General features: G+C 43.7%; 16 protein-coding genes. 8 read left to right on the plus strand and 8 right to left on the minus strand.

Translation table 11 applies throughout. From position 1 onward, the window contains the following. The first annotated feature begins 434 nt into the window (after positions 1–434). Complete coding sequence (locus ABFQ95_03740; protein MEN8236638.1) at positions 435–602, plus strand: hypothetical protein; 168 nt, start codon at positions 435–437, stop codon at positions 600–602. On the opposite strand, the gene ABFQ95_03745 is transcribed toward ABFQ95_03740, so the two are convergent. Further along, positions 599–1102: a CarD family transcriptional regulator gene (locus tag ABFQ95_03745; protein MEN8236639.1), complete on the minus strand. Its 504-nt coding sequence runs from the start codon at positions 1100–1102 to the stop codon at positions 599–601. The two genes, ABFQ95_03740 and ABFQ95_03745, sit on opposite strands and share 4 nt — an antisense overlap. Before the next feature lie 329 nt (positions 1103–1431). Here ABFQ95_03745 and ABFQ95_03750 point away from each other — a divergent pair, with 329 nt between their 5' ends. Beyond that, positions 1432–2655 (plus strand): MFS transporter, encoded by a 1224-nt coding sequence (locus ABFQ95_03750; protein ID MEN8236640.1) that lies wholly within the window; start codon positions 1432–1434, stop codon positions 2653–2655. Next, positions 2656–3684, plus strand: a complete 1029-nt coding sequence (locus ABFQ95_03755; GenBank protein MEN8236641.1) for an NAD(P)/FAD-dependent oxidoreductase — start codon at positions 2656–2658, stop codon at positions 3682–3684. Here the strand turns inward: ABFQ95_03755 and ABFQ95_03760 are convergent. The 6 genes from ABFQ95_03760 to rsfS form a co-directional block, all read right to left on the minus strand. Next, positions 3681–4148, minus strand: coding sequence for a cytochrome c oxidase assembly protein (locus ABFQ95_03760; GenBank protein ID MEN8236642.1), 468 nt, complete (start codon positions 4146–4148; stop codon positions 3681–3683). The two genes, ABFQ95_03755 and ABFQ95_03760, sit on opposite strands and share 4 nt — an antisense overlap. 37 nt (positions 4149–4185) lie before the next feature. Further along, on the minus strand, positions 4186–4359 hold the full coding sequence (locus ABFQ95_03765) for a hypothetical protein (protein ID MEN8236643.1): 174 nt from the start codon (positions 4357–4359) through the stop codon (positions 4186–4188). A gap of 6 nt (positions 4360–4365) precedes the next feature. Then, on the minus strand, positions 4366–5271 hold the full coding sequence (locus ABFQ95_03770; protein ID MEN8236644.1) for a heme o synthase: 906 nt from the start codon (positions 5269–5271) through the stop codon (positions 4366–4368). Between the two features lie 8 nt (positions 5272–5279). After that, positions 5280–6872 carry a cytochrome c oxidase subunit I gene (gene ctaD, locus ABFQ95_03775; GenBank protein MEN8236645.1) on the minus strand — a complete coding sequence of 531 codons (1593 nt, stop codon included), beginning with the start codon at positions 6870–6872 and terminating at the stop codon, positions 5280–5282. 23 nt (positions 6873–6895) lie between these two features. After that, positions 6896–7678, minus strand: coding sequence for a cytochrome c oxidase subunit II (coxB, locus tag ABFQ95_03780; protein ID MEN8236646.1), 783 nt, complete (start codon positions 7676–7678; stop codon positions 6896–6898). Positions 7679–7818: 140 nt separating this feature from the next. Further along, positions 7819–8196 (minus strand): ribosome silencing factor, encoded by a 378-nt coding sequence (gene rsfS / locus ABFQ95_03785; GenBank protein MEN8236647.1) that lies wholly within the window; start codon positions 8194–8196, stop codon positions 7819–7821. A 389-nt stretch (positions 8197–8585) separates the two neighbouring features. On the opposite strand from rsfS, the gene ABFQ95_03790 reads away from it, so the two are divergent. Continuing rightward, a complete protein-coding gene (locus ABFQ95_03790) occupies positions 8586–8759 on the plus strand; it encodes a Trm112 family protein (protein ID MEN8236648.1) in 174 nt (57 codons plus the stop codon). Next, positions 8756–12283, plus strand: coding sequence for a transcription-repair coupling factor (mfd, locus tag ABFQ95_03795; protein MEN8236649.1), 3528 nt, complete (start codon positions 8756–8758; stop codon positions 12281–12283). Before ABFQ95_03790 ends, mfd begins: the two co-directional genes overlap by 4 nt. On the opposite strand, the gene ABFQ95_03800 is transcribed toward mfd, so the two are convergent. Beyond that, positions 12280–14583, minus strand: coding sequence for a PAS-domain containing protein (locus ABFQ95_03800; GenBank protein ID MEN8236650.1), 2304 nt, complete (start codon positions 14581–14583; stop codon positions 12280–12282). The genes mfd and ABFQ95_03800 overlap by 4 nt on opposite strands. Before the next feature lie 754 nt (positions 14584–15337). Between ABFQ95_03800 and ABFQ95_03805 the strand changes: the two genes are divergently transcribed. The 3 genes from ABFQ95_03805 to ABFQ95_03815 all read left to right on the plus strand — a co-directional run. Further along, a complete protein-coding gene (locus ABFQ95_03805; GenBank protein MEN8236651.1) occupies positions 15338–16000 on the plus strand; it encodes a protein-L-isoaspartate O-methyltransferase in 663 nt (220 codons plus the stop codon). Then, entirely contained in the window at positions 16001–16327 is a 327-nt protein-coding gene (locus tag ABFQ95_03810) for a rhodanese-like domain-containing protein (GenBank protein MEN8236652.1), read from the plus strand. 9 nt (positions 16328–16336) lie between these two features. Next, the coding region (locus ABFQ95_03815) for a TolC family protein (GenBank protein ID MEN8236653.1) at positions 16337–16916 on the plus strand (580 nt) is incomplete at its 3' end.

The raw sequence follows: 16916 nt of genomic DNA on the forward strand, positions 1-16916 counted from the left end.
TTATCGGAGATGGTCTTTAAATCCCCACCATCGCTGGCAAAATTGCTCTTAATTGACTTCGTATGTCGCATTTGCCCCGTTTCTGTAATTTAACCCAACGTTGTACTGCTCCGGAGTCAACTCCTGACGCCATTGTTTTTGAGTTTTATTTTTTGAATCGCTCATGAGATACCTTTTTCAATGCAAAGACCGCCCCTTACGTCCGCAGCATCTTTTAAAAAGTTCACCACTTTTACACGGACAAACCTAAGCACCAGTATACCAGTGCTGAATCAAAATGTTGAGTTTTATGGTAACGAAAAGCGCGCAGTTTACTTGGGTGATGCCTGCATGAGAACCACGATAGAGGTTTTGACGAACCCAGATATTGAAGTAGCGCGGATATAGCTAAAAATTCCTTTGATCTTCAAGGAAAAATATGAGCACCATCAGGTATGGCAACCATAAACCACAACCTTATGTCACGAAAATTTTTACAGATCACCACTTTAGGAATGTTGTTACTGCTTACAGGTTGCGGTAAAAAAGGGCCTCCACAAGCACCTACAGATGTTCCAGACACCTACCCTGGACAATATCCAAAAACTGAATATGATTTTTAAGCAGCGTCCAATAGAACCATTTCGACTTTTTGTGTAGCTTGGGTTGCATTGATATCTTCAATAACGGCTAACTCTTGAATCAAACGCCCCATAGCCAATTGATATATCTGTCGTTCACTGTAAGATTGTTCAGGTTCCCCATCCCCACGGTACAGATCTCTAATAACCTCAGCAATTGATACCATATCCCCTGAATTGATTTTTCCTTCATATTCCTGAGCACGCCGGCTCCAGAGCTCACCACGCTTCGTTTTTACTTTTTTAGTCAATGCCTCAAATGCCAAATCAATAATATTTGAGGAGCTAGGTGTTCTTAAACCCAAGTGATCAACTTTATTTACAGGAATTCTAAGCGTCATACGATCTTCATCAAATGAAACGACATACACATCTAGCGAATACCCTGCAACTTCTTGAGTTTCAACGTCAGTGATCCGCCCGACTCCATGTGAGGGATAAACAACGTGCTCCCCTACAGTAAAATTTCTCTTTCGTGCCATGATGTCCAATCCTCCTCCGCTCAAGTATCTAATAAAAAATGAAACATAGTGCGAGTCAATCCAGCACATCTACCCCATTTAAATACAAATAAATTTACGTACACCATCTGAATCAATACCTACGTAATCTAGCATTTTTTTCTTGAAAAAGACAGGAAAAAATTCTTTTAATTTTTCGTATACTCAAGAGGGCTTGATGAATTCATAGACGTGCTGTACCCAAACATCATATAACCACGGTCAAAAAACTATTTTTCATTACGGAGTAGACAATTGGAAAAACTAAAAGTACTATCTCTTTTTTACGTTTCACAAGGAGATGCTCCACCATGAAACATTGGGTGTCAAAACTAGCTCTTTTCCGGATGCTGCCTCCAGGAATCTGGGCCATTGGTCTGGCCACCCTGTTTATGAATAGCTCCACCATCATTATCTTTAGTCTGTCACCACTGTATTTAACATCCATAATGGGTGTAAGCCACATGAACTTAGGATTAATAGAAGGAGTTGTAGAGGCTATTGCATGGTTTACGAGAATATTTTCTGGCATCCTCAGTGACTTAATTCGCAAACGCAAACCCTTACTGCTCGCAGCTTATGGAATTGCCGCTTCCTCCCGTCTTATTTTCCCGCTCGCCCCAAGTGCAGGTTGGATTTTTTCTGCCAGATCCATCGACAGGATAAGTAATGGACTCCAAGCCACACCCCGGGAAGCTCTAATTGCCGATCTTGCACCTAAGGAACTAAAAGGAGCCAGCTATGGTTTGAGACAAACGCTTGGTATGATTGGGTCTTTTTTTGGGGCACTTGCTTTGTTGTATTTATTCCGCTGGAGCCCAGGTAACTATAAGCTGGCTTTTTGGATTGCTGTGGTACCGCCATTTCTGGCCTTGAGCTGTATACACTTTTTTGTTCACGATCGCTCCATTAACACTCCACAACCAACTAAATCCGAATCATTTTTTAGTTTTGAACATCTAGCGCATCTTGACTCTAGATACTGGCGAGTGATTGTCGTAGCCGTTATATATACGCTTTCGAACTATAGCGGTGCCTTTATGATTTTGCAAGCCAATCAAGCTGGCCTCAGCGAAAGCGAAATACCACTTGTTATGGTGGTGCAAAATATCATGGCTTTTTTATCTGCGTTTCCTGTTGGCTGGGTCTCTGATAGAATTGGCCGGCGCATCTTTTTAGTATTTGGTTTCAGTTTTGTCCTGCTTGCTAATTTATTCATGTCCATGACCCACTCCATAGTTTTTGTTTTAATCGGTGTGGGTTTGTGGGGATTGCAAATGGGAATTAACCATAGCTTAATGGTTGCGAAAGTCGCTGATGTCGCTCCCAAAGACTTAAGAGGAACAGCATTTGGAATATATTATTTTCTACTTGGAGTTGCTTTTTTGCTTGCTAATTTGGCCTCAGGTTGGTTATCACAACACTATGGTACGGAATATGTATTTTACGCAAGTTCGGTAGTGATTGTTTTTGCCATCTTGAGCTTAAGCCTATTGCCGCATCGTAGTAAATTTAAAATAGGAACAGAAAATTAGATGACTACTCCTACTCATATTACTGACATTGTTATTATTGGCGCTGGTCCTGTAGGATTATTTGCCATATTTGAATGCGGTATGCTGCGCCTTAAGTGCCACGTGATTGATGCCCTTGAAATGGCTGGCGGACAATGTAGTGCGCTTTATCCACAAAAGCCAATCTATGATATCCCAGGCTTTCCAAAAATTTCTGCTCAAGGCCTGATTGACAACCTGAAAGAGCAAGCTGCCCCCTTTGAGCCCATCTATCACTTCGGCCAGCAAGTGCAGAAAGTTACACCTGCCGGATCTGGGCGGTTTGAGGTGGAAACTGCTAATGGCACTAAGATTAATGCAGGCGCGATCATCATAGCTGCTGGAGTAGGGGCGTTTGGCCCCAATCGTCCTCCTCTGAAAGGTCTTGAAAGTTACGAAGACAAAAGTGTTTTCTACTATGTCAAAGACCCAGAACAATTTCGGGACAAACGTATCATGATCGCTGGAGGAGGGGATTCAGCCATTGATTGGGCCCTTGCATTATCCGATGTTGCATCCCGGGTCTCTCTCGTACACAGACGCCCTAAGTTCCGAGCGGCTCCTGAAAGTGTCGCCCAGATGAAAAAGCTCAAGGCACAAGGTAAAATCAATGTTATTATCCCCTATCAGCTTGCTGGTCTCTCAGGGCAAGATGGACAGTTGGATGCTGTGATTTTACAAAATATGGAGGGTGAGGAACGGCGGGTTGAAGCTGATGTTCTACTGCCCTTCTACGGGCTTGCCATGAACCTTGGCCCTATTGCTGATTGGGGGCTGAACCTGGATCAAAAGCATATCACAGTTAACCCAGAAACCTGTAGCACCAATATCGATGGCATCTTTGCTATCGGTGATATTGCTACTTATCCTGCAAAACTCAAGCTTATTCTCACCGGTTTTGCCGAAGCTGCACACGCAGCTCATGCAGCTCGCGCTAAACTTCATCCGGATCAAAACTTCCATTTCGAGTACTCGACAACCTCTGGGGTTCCTGGGACACAAAGTTCTTAAGGCAACGGAAAAAAAGTATAAGAAAGCGTAATAGTGTTTACATCATCCAGATTGGGGTCATCAGCGATATCCGCGTCAATGAAAAACTCAACCGGCATATCAACCACTTGTCTTGGCTCAAGGGTTTGTTCAATGAAACAAAAGCAGTCAATTTTGTTGAAATAAATACCAGCCTTATCTGGGGTGACATTATAGGTTGCCATACCGCGGACAGGCTGATTGCTCAGGTTTTCAGCCACATAAAATGCCAAAGCTGTTTGCCCGGCAAAGACTTTTATTTCTCGCTGAACGGGCTTAAAGCGCCAGGGAAGTTGTGGATTAATGTCAGCATTAAACTGGATACGTAAAACTCGGCTTTTGACAATTCGATCTGAGTGAAGCGCAAGTTGAGTGGTGCCGCCATAGCCGGTTTTCTGACAGAAAAGACGGTATAAAGGAACGGACGCAAAAGCCAAGCATATCATGGTCGCCACAACGCCTGACAAAACAATAAGTGTATGTTTATTGTTGTTGTTGGGCTGCACGAGCAAGCGCGTAAAAGTTTTGCGGAAGGTGTTGAAATTTGACCAAAGCAAGGCCATAAAAAATCACACACAAGCCTCCTAGAATAGTCAGGAGAAGCCGGTTTTTACTACGCCTGGTGGCTGCAAGTTGTTTAGGTGTAAGGGAGTTCATTTTATTTTATCCAATCCAGTGATCAATAAGTATTCCAAGAAACAAGGCAAACAAATAAAAAATCGAAAACTTAAAAAGCCGCATAGCATTAGTTGTGGCTTGATGTCTCCAGAGCTTGGTTGCAAAAAACATAAAGAAACAGCCTAAGACACCAGCAAACATAAGGTAGATGATTCCTAAAAGGTTGATCATATAGGGCAGGAAACTAGCTATGACCATCAACACGCTGTAAATGAGAATTTGCAGAATTGTCGCTCGCCTTCCTCGTACATTGGGGAGCATGGGTAGAGATGCACGCTCGTAATCCCCTTGCTGGCATAGCGCTAGAGCCCAAAAGTGCGGTGGGGTCCACAAGAAAATAATGAGAAATAGTGTAAAGGGACTGACATTTATGTGTGGAGAGAGTGCTAACCACCCAATGAGTGGAGGAAAAGCCCCAGCAGCACCACCAATAACAATATTTTGTGAAGTGCTTCTCTTAAGCACCATTGTGTAAACAACAACGTAAAACCATATTGTAAAAGCCAGCCAGCAGGCTGCTAGATAATTCGCGGCAAACCCAAGGGTTATAACAGAACCCACCGAGAGAATGATGCCTAAGGTAAGTGCATCTTCAGGTGTAACTCTGCCACTGGGCAGAGGACGCGCCTTAGTGCGGGTCATCAAGAGGTCTATGTCACGATCGTACCACATGTTGAGTGCACCCGAGGCTCCGGCTCCTGTGGCGATGCAGAGAATGGAGACAAAATACAAAAACGGGTGCAGGGTACCAGGAGCAAGAGTTGCTCCAACCCAAGCAGTAAAAATCACCAGTGCCATGACCCTAGGTTTAAAGAGGGCAAAATAATCCCAGCATGTTGTCATACTTGTCGCAGCGGTCTGGTGGGTATCAATAGTTAAACTATTTGGCATATCCCTTTTTATTTAACCGTTGGTTGTGATTCAAACGTATGGAATGGAGGTGGCGAAGCAACCGTCCATTCTAAAGTTGTTGCATATTTTCCCCAAGGGTTACCATCTGCTTTTTTACCAAACCTAAAAGTGTGAAAAATAATGTATAGAAACAAAATCATCCCAACTCCGCTGATCAAAGCTCCATAGCTGGAAATACGATTCCATCCCTCAAAAGCATCTGCATAATCCGGGATACGCCTTGGCATTCCCGCAAGTCCCAGAAAATGCATTGGAAAAAACAAAAGATTGACGCCAATGAATGTGATCCAGAAATGGAGTTGCCCTAGCCACTCTGGGTACTGCCGCCCTGACATTTTGCCAAACCAATAGTAAAAGCCAGCAAACGTTGCAAAAAGCGCACCCATCGATAGAGTATAATGGAAGTGCCCAACAACGTAATAGGTGTCATGGAACATAATATCAATGCCCTGGTTAGCCAACACAACTCCTGTTAGTCCACCAATGGTAAACAGAATAATAAAACCGATAGCAAACATCATTGGTGTTTTGAAACTAATTGATCCACCCCACATGGTAGCAAGCCAACTAAATATTTTAATGCCAGTAGGAACTGCAATAACCATGGTTGCTGCCGTAAAATATGCATTAACTTGCACGTCAAGCCCTACGGTAAACATGTGGTGGGCCCAGACCACAAATCCGATAAAACCAATTGAAACAGCAGCGTATACCATACCTAAATAACCAAAAATAGGCTTCTTAGAAAAAGTTGAGATAACTTGACTGATAATTCCAAATCCTGGAAGGATAATGATGTAAACTTCGGGGTGTCCGAAAAACCAGAACAGGTGTTGGAATAGAAGTGGGTCGCCACCTCCAGCGGGTTCAAAAAATGTAGTACCAAAATTGCGATCCGTAAGCAGCATAGTAATGGCACCAGCAAGTACTGGTATGGCAACGATAATTAGCATAGCTGTGATTAGCATGGTCCAGACAAACAAAGGCATTTTATGCAAAGTCATCCCAGGGGCTCGCATATTTAAAATAGTAGTGACAAAATTAATAGCACCCAGGATTGATGAAGCACCTGCAATATGCAGCCCCAGCAGCATGAAGTCCATTGCTGCCCCAGGATGTCCAATGGTTGAGCTTAAGGGAGGATAAATGGTCCAACCAGCCCCTGCACCCGTTTCTACAATTCCTGACGTAACCAGCAAGACACCTGATGCAGGTAATAGCCAAAAGCTGATGTTGTTTAATCTTGGAAAGGCCATATCAGGGGCCCCAATCATCAACGGTACAAACCAATTACCGTACCCTCCAATGAGAGCAGGCATCACCATAAAAAAGACCATAATAAGTCCGTGCAGACCAATGATTACATTGTATAACTGATGATCTTCAAACAAAGCATTATCGGGAGTTGCTAGTTGAGCTCTGATAAGAAAGGACATCAAACCTCCCACCACACCAAATACAATGGCAAAAATGATATACATTGTGCCTATATCTTTGTGATTGGTTGATAAGATCCAACGCCTCCAACCGGAGGGGTGATGATTTTCATGGTTTGAGGTAGGTAAAGCGGTATCTGACATAGGTGGCTAATTTTCTCTAAGGGTTACGATTCATCTGATTGTTGTTGGAGCCATTGGGTGAACTCTTGCTTGGAAACAGCACGCACAGCAACAGGCATAAAGCCATGATCCATACCGCAAAGCTCATAACATTGCCCGTAGAAGGTACCTTCTTTTGTCACTTTAATCCAGGCTTCATTGAGGCGCCCCGGCACACAGTCCTTCTTGACACCAAAGGCTGGCACTCCCCAACTATGGATCACATCTGAAGCTGTAAATAGTAAGCGTACGTTGGTGTTGACAGGAACAACCAACTCGTTATCAACAGACAATAGTCGGATTTGCCCATCTGCCAAATCTTGGTCCTTGATGATACGACTGTCAAACTCGATTTTGTGTTCAGGGTATTCATAATTCCAGTACCACATCGCCCCACTGATTTTGATGGTCATTTCTGGCTCTGGCACCTTATCTAGATAGTACATTAACTTGAATGAAGGAAAAGCAATGAAAACAAGAATAAGGACAGGAACCGTAGTCCAAATGATTTCCAAAACAGGGTTGTGGGAACGCGTAGAAGGAGATTTATTTTTCGATGCCCTAAAGCGCCAAAGAATATATCCAATCAAACAAAATACAAACAGGGCAATAAGCCCAATGACAATTAATAAGATGTTGTGCAGCGATTCAATTCGCTCCATAGTTGGCGTAGCAGGGGCTTGAAAACCAATCTGCCACTGCTCTGGCGCACTTGCGTAAACGGATACAGAAAAAATTGAGACAATAAAGAAGCCTAAAAATGCACGAAAGTGTTTCACGTGAAACATTGTATGAAGGGCCTTTCCTTTTCTTATGAGAATCCTTCCTGACTTTATACTACAGTTGTCGGGTAAGGTGAAGGGTGCAGTCGCATCTGTTGAGGGAGGGCAGCGGCAGCAAAGATACAAATGCGACGGAGCCCCAAAATTTAAGGCTTTCCAGTAGCTTGTCTTGAAAACTCAGCCAAATCGACACCCCACATTTTTTCTAAATTGTAAAAGGTTCGCACTTCAGGGCGGAACAGGTGCACGATCACATCACCAGCATCGATAAGGATCCAATCACAATCTGGTGCCCCTTCAATAAAGACCGGGCGAATGCCTAATTTGTGCAATTCTTGCTTGAGTAATTCCCCCATCATTTTGATGTGGCGTTGCGAGGTACCACTGGCGATAATCATGTAATCTGACAGTGTGGATTTACCGTGCAAATCGATACATACAATGTCTTGCGCTTTGCGATTATCGAGAAATTTTTCGATTGCCTCACAGATGGTTTTCGCAGAAGTTGAGTCTTTGGTTGGCATTGGGGGTATTTTTTTCGATGGGTTAAAGATGCAATTAACTATGAATGTAGTAGTGCACTTGCGAAAATGCAAGGGGGGCTTGTGATGCAATAACTATATTTCAGCTGCTTATTCATCTGTTCTTAATTCATCCGAGTTTGAACCTGCTATTTCTCTATGGTTGTTATACAAGATACCAACATCGAATTTATTTCAAGATCCTTCAAAGTTGGGGCAAAATCGTTTAGATTATTGTTAGCCATAGTCAAACTCCTTTCGAATTTAAGTTTGGTTAGCGGCGGACGGATGCTGGGTGCATTCGTTCGTATTATTTGATGGGAGCATAAAAATTGAATTTGGATGCAAACAAGTTAAAATTTTAGACATTTTTTTTACGAAAGATGATTTTAATGAGTAAATTTGATAGAGCTATGTTAGAGATTCTAGTGTGTCCCAAGACCAAGCTGCCACTAGAGTTTGATGAGCAGCGGCAAGAGCTGATCAGCCCAGCTGCGGCATTAGCTTATCCGATACGAGATGGCATTCCAGTCCTTTTGATTAATGAAGCCAGACAGATCGAATGACAACCACTCCTGATTTGATTTTACCCCACATTGGAGAGAGGCTCATATGCTCTCGGGTTCCTGAAGGATTTGATGGTTTTGTGCTGTCGCGCTATCTTAAGGAATTTCCAGATAAATCATTTGTGTATGTTGTGCAGAATGAAGCACGCATGATAGAGGTACAGGATTTTCTGGAGTTTCTTGAACCATTGCACCAGGTTTTGACCTTTCCAGCATGGGATTGCTTGCCCTATGACCGCGTTGCACCACGTTCAGAGATTATGTCGCAACGCATGAAGGTTCTTTCTGAATTGCAAACAACTGCAAAACCAATATGCCTGATTACAACTGTTAGTGCTGTTTTGCAGAGAGTTCCGCCCTCACCCGCCCTTTGCAAACGGCAATTTTTAACCCGTGTTGGTGATGAAGTTGACATTGAAGTGCTCAAGGACTTTTTGGTTAACAATGGTTATTCGCGAGTCGCTACGGTCAGAGCGCCTGGAGAGTATGCAATTAGAGGCGGAATCATTGATCTCTATCCCGCCGGTGAAACTATGCCAATTCGGTTGGATTTATTTGGGTCAGAGCTTGAGTCGCTCAGGACCTTTGATCCTGCAACACAACGGAGCCAGCAAAAACGTTCGTCGTTTTCACTTGATACTGTGGGAGAAATCACCCTATCCCAGCAACGCAAAGAGCAATTTTGTGCGCAGTATCTGCAACATTTTGGCGTAAGAGCAACCAAAGACGCGCTATATCAGGACATAAACTCAGGCCAAGTGCACCAAGGAATGGAGCACTGGCTGCCCCTCTTTTACGAGCATGTTGATACTCTGTTTGACAACCTTGCCTGCGAAAAAACCGTCATGTTGATGGACCACCAAATTGAGCATGCACTAGCACGCCACATTGAACAGATTGACGACTATTATCAGGCTCGACAGGAAGCTCTCTCTGCGGGTTTTTCCAAGACTGAATCTGCGTATCGCGCTCTGCCTCCCAGTGAATTATACCTTGATTTGCAAGAGTTGCAGGACTGTTTGTCGCGCTATCCTTTGATTGAGTTTTCTCCTTTTTTGCACCAGCAACAACAACAACAACAACAACAACAAAATAGTCTAGATTTTGCTGCAGAACGTTTTGTCCTTCGGGAAGAAGGGCCGCTTGAGCCACGGCATTTTGAGGAATTGCAGACTTCTCTTTTACAGTGGAACAAAGACAAAGTACCGGTATTGCTTGCAAGCTACAGCCGTCCTTCTGGTAAGCATTTGCTGGAAGTACTTGAAAATCACGGGGTTAGCCCCTTTAAAGAAGTGAAAAACTGGCCTGCATTGACGACCATATCTGGTCAAAAGGCTGGCTGTACCCAGATCAAAATAGAACAAGGATTCATTTCTCCAGATCTTGTGGTGATTTCAGAACAAGATTTATTGGGGCAAAGGCAAATTCGGCCTCTTCAATCTAAATCCAAAACCCAATCTGGGTTGTTTGTTAGGGATATTTCTGCTCTGTCTGTACACGATTTGGTCGTGCATGAAGAGCATGGCGTAGGAAAATATCTAGGACTCGATCCGATTGAAGCAGATGGTATTCCACATGACTGCTTGAGTGTGGAATATGCAGGTGGTAACAAATTATTTGTTCCAGTTGAAAACATTGAAGCTTTATCCCTATATGGATCTGAGGGCAGTCAAGCTCGACTCGATCATCTGGGGGCAGCTTCTTGGCAAAAACGCAGAGCCAAGATAAAAAAGCGCCTAGAGATAATTGCTGATCAATTACTGAAAATTGCTTCTGAACGAGAGATGCGTAGAGGAGAGAAGTTTCAAGTTTCAGAAGGAATTTATCAGGAATTTAGCGCCCAATTTCCCTATCTTGAAACTGATGATCAGATTCGCGCTATTGCTGCAACAATTGAGGATCTGTGCTCTGGAAAGCCTATGGATCGCCTCATTTGTGGTGATGTTGGATTTGGCAAGACAGAAGTTGCTTTAAGGGCTGCTTTTGTGGTGGCCAGTGCAGGGCATCAGGTGGCGGTTTTGGTCCCCACAACCCTGCTGGCAAGACAACACTTTAAAAACTTCTCCGAACGGTTCCAGGGATTTGGTCTAAAAGTTGGGCAATTATCACGTATGGTAAGCCCTACAAAAAGTGCTAAGGTTAAAGCTGAGTTAGCCGCAGGAAAAACCAATATTGTCATTGGTACCCATGCATTGTTGTCCTCTAGCACCGAATTTAAAAAACTGGGTATGGTAGTTATCGATGAAGAGCAACATTTTGGTGTAAAACAAAAGGAAAAACTCAAGGCTTTAAAATCAGAAATTCACGTACTAACGCTGACGGCAACCCCCATTCCTCGAACTTTACAAATGGCCCTTACGGGGGTACGAGATATGAGCTTGATTGCCACCCCCCCTGTGGATCGCCTGGCGGTTCGAACATTTGTGATGCCATTTGATGGAGTTGTAATCAAAGAAGCTATTTTGCGTGAGACTGATCGAGGCGGGCAGGTATTTTATGTTTGCCCACGCCTGGAAGATCTATCCAAGGTCTTTAAAAAGCTGAACAAACTCTTACCTGATATACGTATGGCAACGGCTCATGGACAAATGCCAGCTGAGCAACTTGAAGAGGTTATGTTGGGATTTTACAGTGGCAAGTATCAACTGTTACTGTCTACCAACATTGTCGAGTCTGGACTTGATATTCCAACCGCCAATACCATTATCATTCACCGATCCGATCGTTTTGGACTCTCCCAACTTTATCAACTCAGGGGACGGGTTGGACGCTCCAAACAAAGAGGCTATGCCTACTTTCTACTGCCCCCTCATCAACTTGGTGACAAAGCACAAAAGCGTTTAGAAGTCATGCAAACTCTCGATTCTTTAGGTGCTGGTTTTCAACTGGCAAGCCACGATATGGACATCCGCGGGGCCGGCAATCTATTAGGATCAGAGCAGTCTGGTCACATTCGTGAAGTGGGAGTCGAGCTTTACCAACAAATGCTTGAAGAAGCAGTTGCCACAGTTAGAGCACAATCCAATAAAACTGAGAAAATCGAGACAAAAGAAGAATCCTGGTCACCGCAAATTAATCTGGGATTGCCAGTCTTAATCCCCGATTATTATGTGGAAGATTTAGGAGAACGTTTGGGACTTTATCGTCGCATTTCCCTTCTTACAACGCCAGAAGACCTGGCAGACTTTATGGATGAGCTTAAGGATAGATTCGGCACTCCTACAGATGAAGTGGAAAATCTCAAGCATGTTATTGAGCTTAAACAGCTATGTCGTTCTGCCGGCGTTTCCAAATTGGATTGTGGCGCCAAGGGAGCAGTGGCTTCATTCCATAAAAATGCTTTTAATAATCCCGCTGGGCTGATTGCGTATGTGAACGAGCACCCCGACCGACTCAAGCTCAAACCAGACCAGCGCTTGGTGTTTATGATGCATTGGTTCGATGACGCACACCGAATTAAGGGAGTTAAGGCGTTTTTGAGTGATTTGGCTGAGATTGCTTGTCCTACAACACCAACAGCTTAAGCAATTTTTGGCAGATGCTTTTGCGCCGACTGTTGCAAGGAGAGCGGCAACCTACAAGTGACAGTTGTTCCTGCCCTAGGGGTTGAAGTAACGGTAACCTCACCCTGGTGCATTTCAATAATTCCCTTAATCAAGGAAAGACCAATACCAGTTCCTGCATAGCGCTGTCGGGACGTTTCAGTGCGTTCAAATTGATTGAAAATGAGCGGCTGCTCACCCGCGGCAATACCAACCCCTGTATCAGCTATGCTGATAAAAATGTTGTTGTGACTCGTTCTAACTCCAACATTAATAGAGCCACCAAGTGGCGTTGCTTGTATGGCGTTATAGATGAGCCCTAAAAATGCCTGCTTCAAACGCCTTTCATCAGCAATAAAACTTTGTACGTGTGATGTAAAAGATGAAGTAATCTGGATTTTACTATTTTCGGTGTTATTCCGCACGATGCTGATCACACTGTTCAAGAGCTGGTTAAGATCAACAGGCTGAAAACTTAAGGTCATTTTTCCAGACCTGATGGCCGACAGATCAATCATTGCTTTAATGCTGTCTAAAAGGGTACTGGAGGCCTTGAAGATGGCTTTGCAGTAGGCAAGTTGTTGTGAGTTAAGACTTCCAAAGTATTGATTAAGCAAGATCTCGCTGAAACCGATAACGGTATCCAGTGGTGCTTTGAGATTACCAGACATATTGGCAAGAAAATCAGATTTGATGGCCTCCGCTTTATCAAAGGCTTTTGAGCTGTCGATCATTGCTTGCCTTATCTTCTTTGAATCCGTAATGTCTGCGTAACTTAAAAGGTGGGTTCCATCTGGTAAAGGCACATACGAAAAAGAAAAAACCCGTCCGTCTTTGCGGGTTAACTCACCTTTTTTGGCTTTGCGGTCAGTTAGACCTTCAATAAGATGTTGCTTATAACGCTTCCAGTTTTGCCCGTAGCAAAAATAATTTTTTATATCGTCCATAAGCTCAGATATATGACGACCAGCAGTCAGTGCTTCAGACGGCAGATTCCAAAGCTTTGCAAAAGCAGGATTAGCAAGCTTTAGCCGGTTGTCACTGGCAAAAACAGCTGCACCCTCTTGCAGCTGATCAAGGATTTCTTGGTTGAGAGTCACTTGAGTATTGGCTTTACGCGCCAAAACCAATTGATCGGTTATGTTTTCGAAAGCAAAAAACAGCCCTCCTTGCCCAAAGGGGGCCGCTAACATACGCAAGGTCCGTTCATCTGGTAAATGGATAAGTTCCTGTTTGGGACTGGCAAAACTGTTAAACATGCTAAGCCATTGCTGCTTGTAAGATGGGAAATCGGCTTGTTCGGTGAGTAAGTGCCGGTGGTGTAAGTGGTCCAGCATCTCTGAAAGCTCTGGTTGACTGCTGAGCCACTTTGTATCGAGGTGAAACATTTGGCAATAAGCTACATTGGAAAACATAAGCTTTTGTTTGTGGTTATATATTGCAATGCCAAGCGGTAGTTGGTCAAGGAGAGCTCGGAAAGCTGAAGCGTTATTTTCAAGATTTTTCTGCGCCAAATTTGTATCTGTTAGATCGATGGCGTATCCGATGGAGCTGGAACCGTCCTCCAGTATGACCTCATTTATTAGAAATTCGTGAGGCTGATCACCAATCAAGACTTTTCTTTGGATAGAACGGGTTGTCGGAGCAGATTGGGTTAAGAAATCGGACAAGGCGGGATCGGCAGAAATGAGTTTTTGAAAATGAAGATTACCATCTGTGATTTGCCTGTCTTGTGAACGCTTCCAAATAGGGAGCGGAAGACTGGCAAGCTGCGATTTAGAATCAGTTGGCGCTGATTGCGGTGTATTTTGAGAAGGACTCGTGGATTTTCGAATCCAAAGTATTGTGCAGTCTTTGTTATTTGTTGGGGAAATGAGCAGAGAAACTTGTCCAGCACGTGCAAGAGAAAGCGTAATTTCGGGTGACGTTGTGTCTTCGGTGAAGTTCTGTAAAGAATTCTTAAAAGTTATAGAATCCGGCGGGGAAAAACACTGAGATATATTTTCGAGTGATGTCTGCCCGGGCAAGGGAAGGTCAAGCAGCTTCCGGGTTTCTTGATCATAGAGGAATATTTCTTTAGAGCGCATCCACACAACCCAATGATAGGGAGAAGCAGCAAGTAGCGAAGTCAACAAATCGATGGAAGGTTGATCTGATTTGAAAAAAAACTTCCAAAAACCGGGCCAGTAGCGAGAGGTTAGTAGGGCACATGCAAAAAGCAAAGCCATCACCCCTATAACAAATAGAGTAAAGACCACTAGAGAACTGTCAAAAAAGTTCACAGGCATCTCATTTCAAACTCTTCTTTAAATTTTCATCCATCCCCGCGTTACACGAGTGAGTATGAAACAAAAACATAATTAGATCAACTAATAAAAATATGAAATAATTTTTGTTGTGGGGGCTCATTTCCACCCCCACGGGCCATCATCCCGGCCGCCGAAGGTGGTAACCTTAGGCTTTGCCTCACTAGTAGCTTGAGAGGATAATGGGAGTGGCTGGCTCTCCCCCCATGTGGACAACTCTGTGAACAACTGATAGGAAAAGTCTTGGGATAAGTTTGGGGAAAACCTCTCATGCTGAGTCATGCACAAAAACTTAAGAAGTTATCCCCAAGTTTCTAAGAGTGGATATGTTGTGGACTTTTTTCGATACTCTCAAATTATCCACAGGACTATCAACAACATCTTTTAGAAAAGAAAGGGCTCCAACTTCTGCATTTATAGGCATCAAGCAAAAGATTAAGATTTGGGTAGGCTTAACTGTGGATAATCCTGCGTGCCAATCTCTTACCTTGTGGATACGGTCTTTTCCACTGTGTTTTAACAACAACCTTTTAATTTATATATTAAATATATAGATATAGTGAATTATCCGTACGGAATCAAAATGTTGAATTTTATGGTTGCGCTTTTGGACACCCTCTGTGGCCGTCATCTTGAACGCTGAACGGGTATATTAGCAAATAGAGCTTCGTGAAACAGTGATTTACGGATATAATATCCCAAACATTTCGACATAAGAAAGACAAAGCTCGTGCCCAATTATGCCGTCATGCGACAGACGATGGTTGACACACAACTGCGACCGTGTAAGGTTGTTAGCCCTGCTTTGCTGCATGCCTTTTCAACCGTACCTCGTGAGGTATTTGTTGCGGAAGTATATCAACCCACAGCCTACTGTGATGATTGCATCAAATTGGAGGGTAACCGATTTATGTTACCTCCTTTCCTGTTGGGGCAACTTATCCAAGCATTGAACCTAAAAACAGAGGATAATGTCTTGGTGATTGGATGTGGTACTGGATATACAGCGGCCATAATGGGGTACTTAATAAAAAAGGTTGTGACTCTAGAAGATAACCCAGTTTTGGCAAAAAGGATCGAAGCGAATCTTGTTCAATGCAGGGTCAGTGGTGCTGAAACTGTGGTGGGCTCACTGCCTGCCGGGTGGTCAAAAGCAGCTCCCTACGATGGCATTTTGATCAACGGCGCCATTCCCGAAGTACCCAAGGCAGTTTTCAAACAACTCGCTGACCAGGGCCGTCTTGTTGCTATTTTACAACAAGGCAAAAATAAATTAGGGGCAGCCTATTTATTTCAGCGCAGTGGAGAGAACATAAGTAAACAGCTGTTGTTTAAAGTAGCTTGCCCAGTGCTTCAAGAATTTTCAGCAAAGCCCAAATTTCTTTTTAGCTAAATGGTTGCAGTCAAACAGATCGATGTTGAAACCCTACACGAATGGCGCCGGCAGGGACAACCGCACGTACTTTTGGATATTCGTGAAGATGCAGAACTTGCGCAAGCTCATATTTCTAAAGCGGTTCATATCCCTTTTGAGCAATTGATCAAAAAGTTGGATTTACTAGACCTTGAGTTGCCGATTGTCGTATTGTGTCACCATGGCATACGAAGTGTTTCTGCTTGCATATTTTTATCTGAACTTGGGGCAAAAGACGTGTTAAACTTGTCCGGTGGGATTGATGCATGGGCTCGCAGAATTGATACCACAGTTGGTCTATATTAAAGGCGTTATATGATGATACGGAAAAGTTCTTTGTTTGTTCTGGTTTTTCTCTGGTTTGCTTTTTGTGCTTTATGCTTGTTCCCTTATTCTGTAGATGCTTCAGAGAATTTACAGGAATTAGCTGCCACCAATCCTGCGTCGGACAAGGCTGAGTTGGGGTCGACAGATACAAAGGTTGAAGCTAAACAGCTTGAAAAAATTTCTCCTTTCACTCAGGCTCTTATGTCGGCGTATACCACAAACAGCGAGTTAAAGGCTAGGGTTAGACAATCTTTTGCCCAGCATGAAACAGTGCCTCAGGCTAGGGCTGGGTTCCTGCCTAACGTCAACTTGCAGGCGACAGGCGGCAAACAACGTACGGTTACCCAAAGGTTGCCAGATGCGTTCTTGAGATCAAGGCGGTTTAACCAAACCCCAGCAACGGCAGGTGTTGAAGTAACTCAGCAATTGTATAATGGTGGTGGCACAATCGCAGCGATGGATCGTGCCGGGCATGGGGTAACAGCAGATCATTATGACTTCTTTGATCGTGAGCAACGTACTTTGTTGGATGCCGTTACTGCTTATATGGATGTGATTTTCAGGAGAG

The sequence above is a fragment of the Pseudomonadota bacterium genome (genome assembly GCA_039714795.1).
In the GTDB taxonomy this organism is placed as follows: domain Bacteria; phylum Pseudomonadota; class Alphaproteobacteria; order JAGOMX01; family JAGOMX01; genus JBDLIP01.

Coding starts and splice junctions, on each gene's coding strand:
- mfd (MEN8236649.1), top strand. CDS start 8,756: ATGACAACCACTCCTGATTTGATTTTACCCCACATTGGAGAGAGGCTC.
- ABFQ95_03765 (MEN8236643.1), bottom strand. CDS start 4,359: ATGAACTCCCTTACACCTAAACAACTTGCAGCCACCAGGCGTAGTAAA.
- ABFQ95_03745 (MEN8236639.1), bottom strand. CDS start 1,102: ATGGCACGAAAGAGAAATTTTACTGTAGGGGAGCACGTTGTTTATCCC.
- ABFQ95_03740 (MEN8236638.1), top strand. CDS start 435: ATGGCAACCATAAACCACAACCTTATGTCACGAAAATTTTTACAGATC.
- ABFQ95_03810 (MEN8236652.1), top strand. CDS start 16,001: ATGGTTGCAGTCAAACAGATCGATGTTGAAACCCTACACGAATGGCGC.
- ctaD (MEN8236645.1), bottom strand. CDS start 6,872: ATGTCAGATACCGCTTTACCTACCTCAAACCATGAAAATCATCACCCC.
- ABFQ95_03755 (MEN8236641.1), top strand. CDS start 2,656: ATGACTACTCCTACTCATATTACTGACATTGTTATTATTGGCGCTGGT.
- ABFQ95_03760 (MEN8236642.1), bottom strand. CDS start 4,148: ATGATATGCTTGGCTTTTGCGTCCGTTCCTTTATACCGTCTTTTCTGT.
- coxB (MEN8236646.1), bottom strand. CDS start 7,678: ATGTTTCACGTGAAACACTTTCGTGCATTTTTAGGCTTCTTTATTGTC.
- rsfS (MEN8236647.1), bottom strand. CDS start 8,196: ATGCCAACCAAAGACTCAACTTCTGCGAAAACCATCTGTGAGGCAATC.
- ABFQ95_03770 (MEN8236644.1), bottom strand. CDS start 5,271: ATGCCAAATAGTTTAACTATTGATACCCACCAGACCGCTGCGACAAGT.
- ABFQ95_03750 (MEN8236640.1), top strand. CDS start 1,432: ATGAAACATTGGGTGTCAAAACTAGCTCTTTTCCGGATGCTGCCTCCA.
- ABFQ95_03790 (MEN8236648.1), top strand. CDS start 8,586: ATGAGTAAATTTGATAGAGCTATGTTAGAGATTCTAGTGTGTCCCAAG.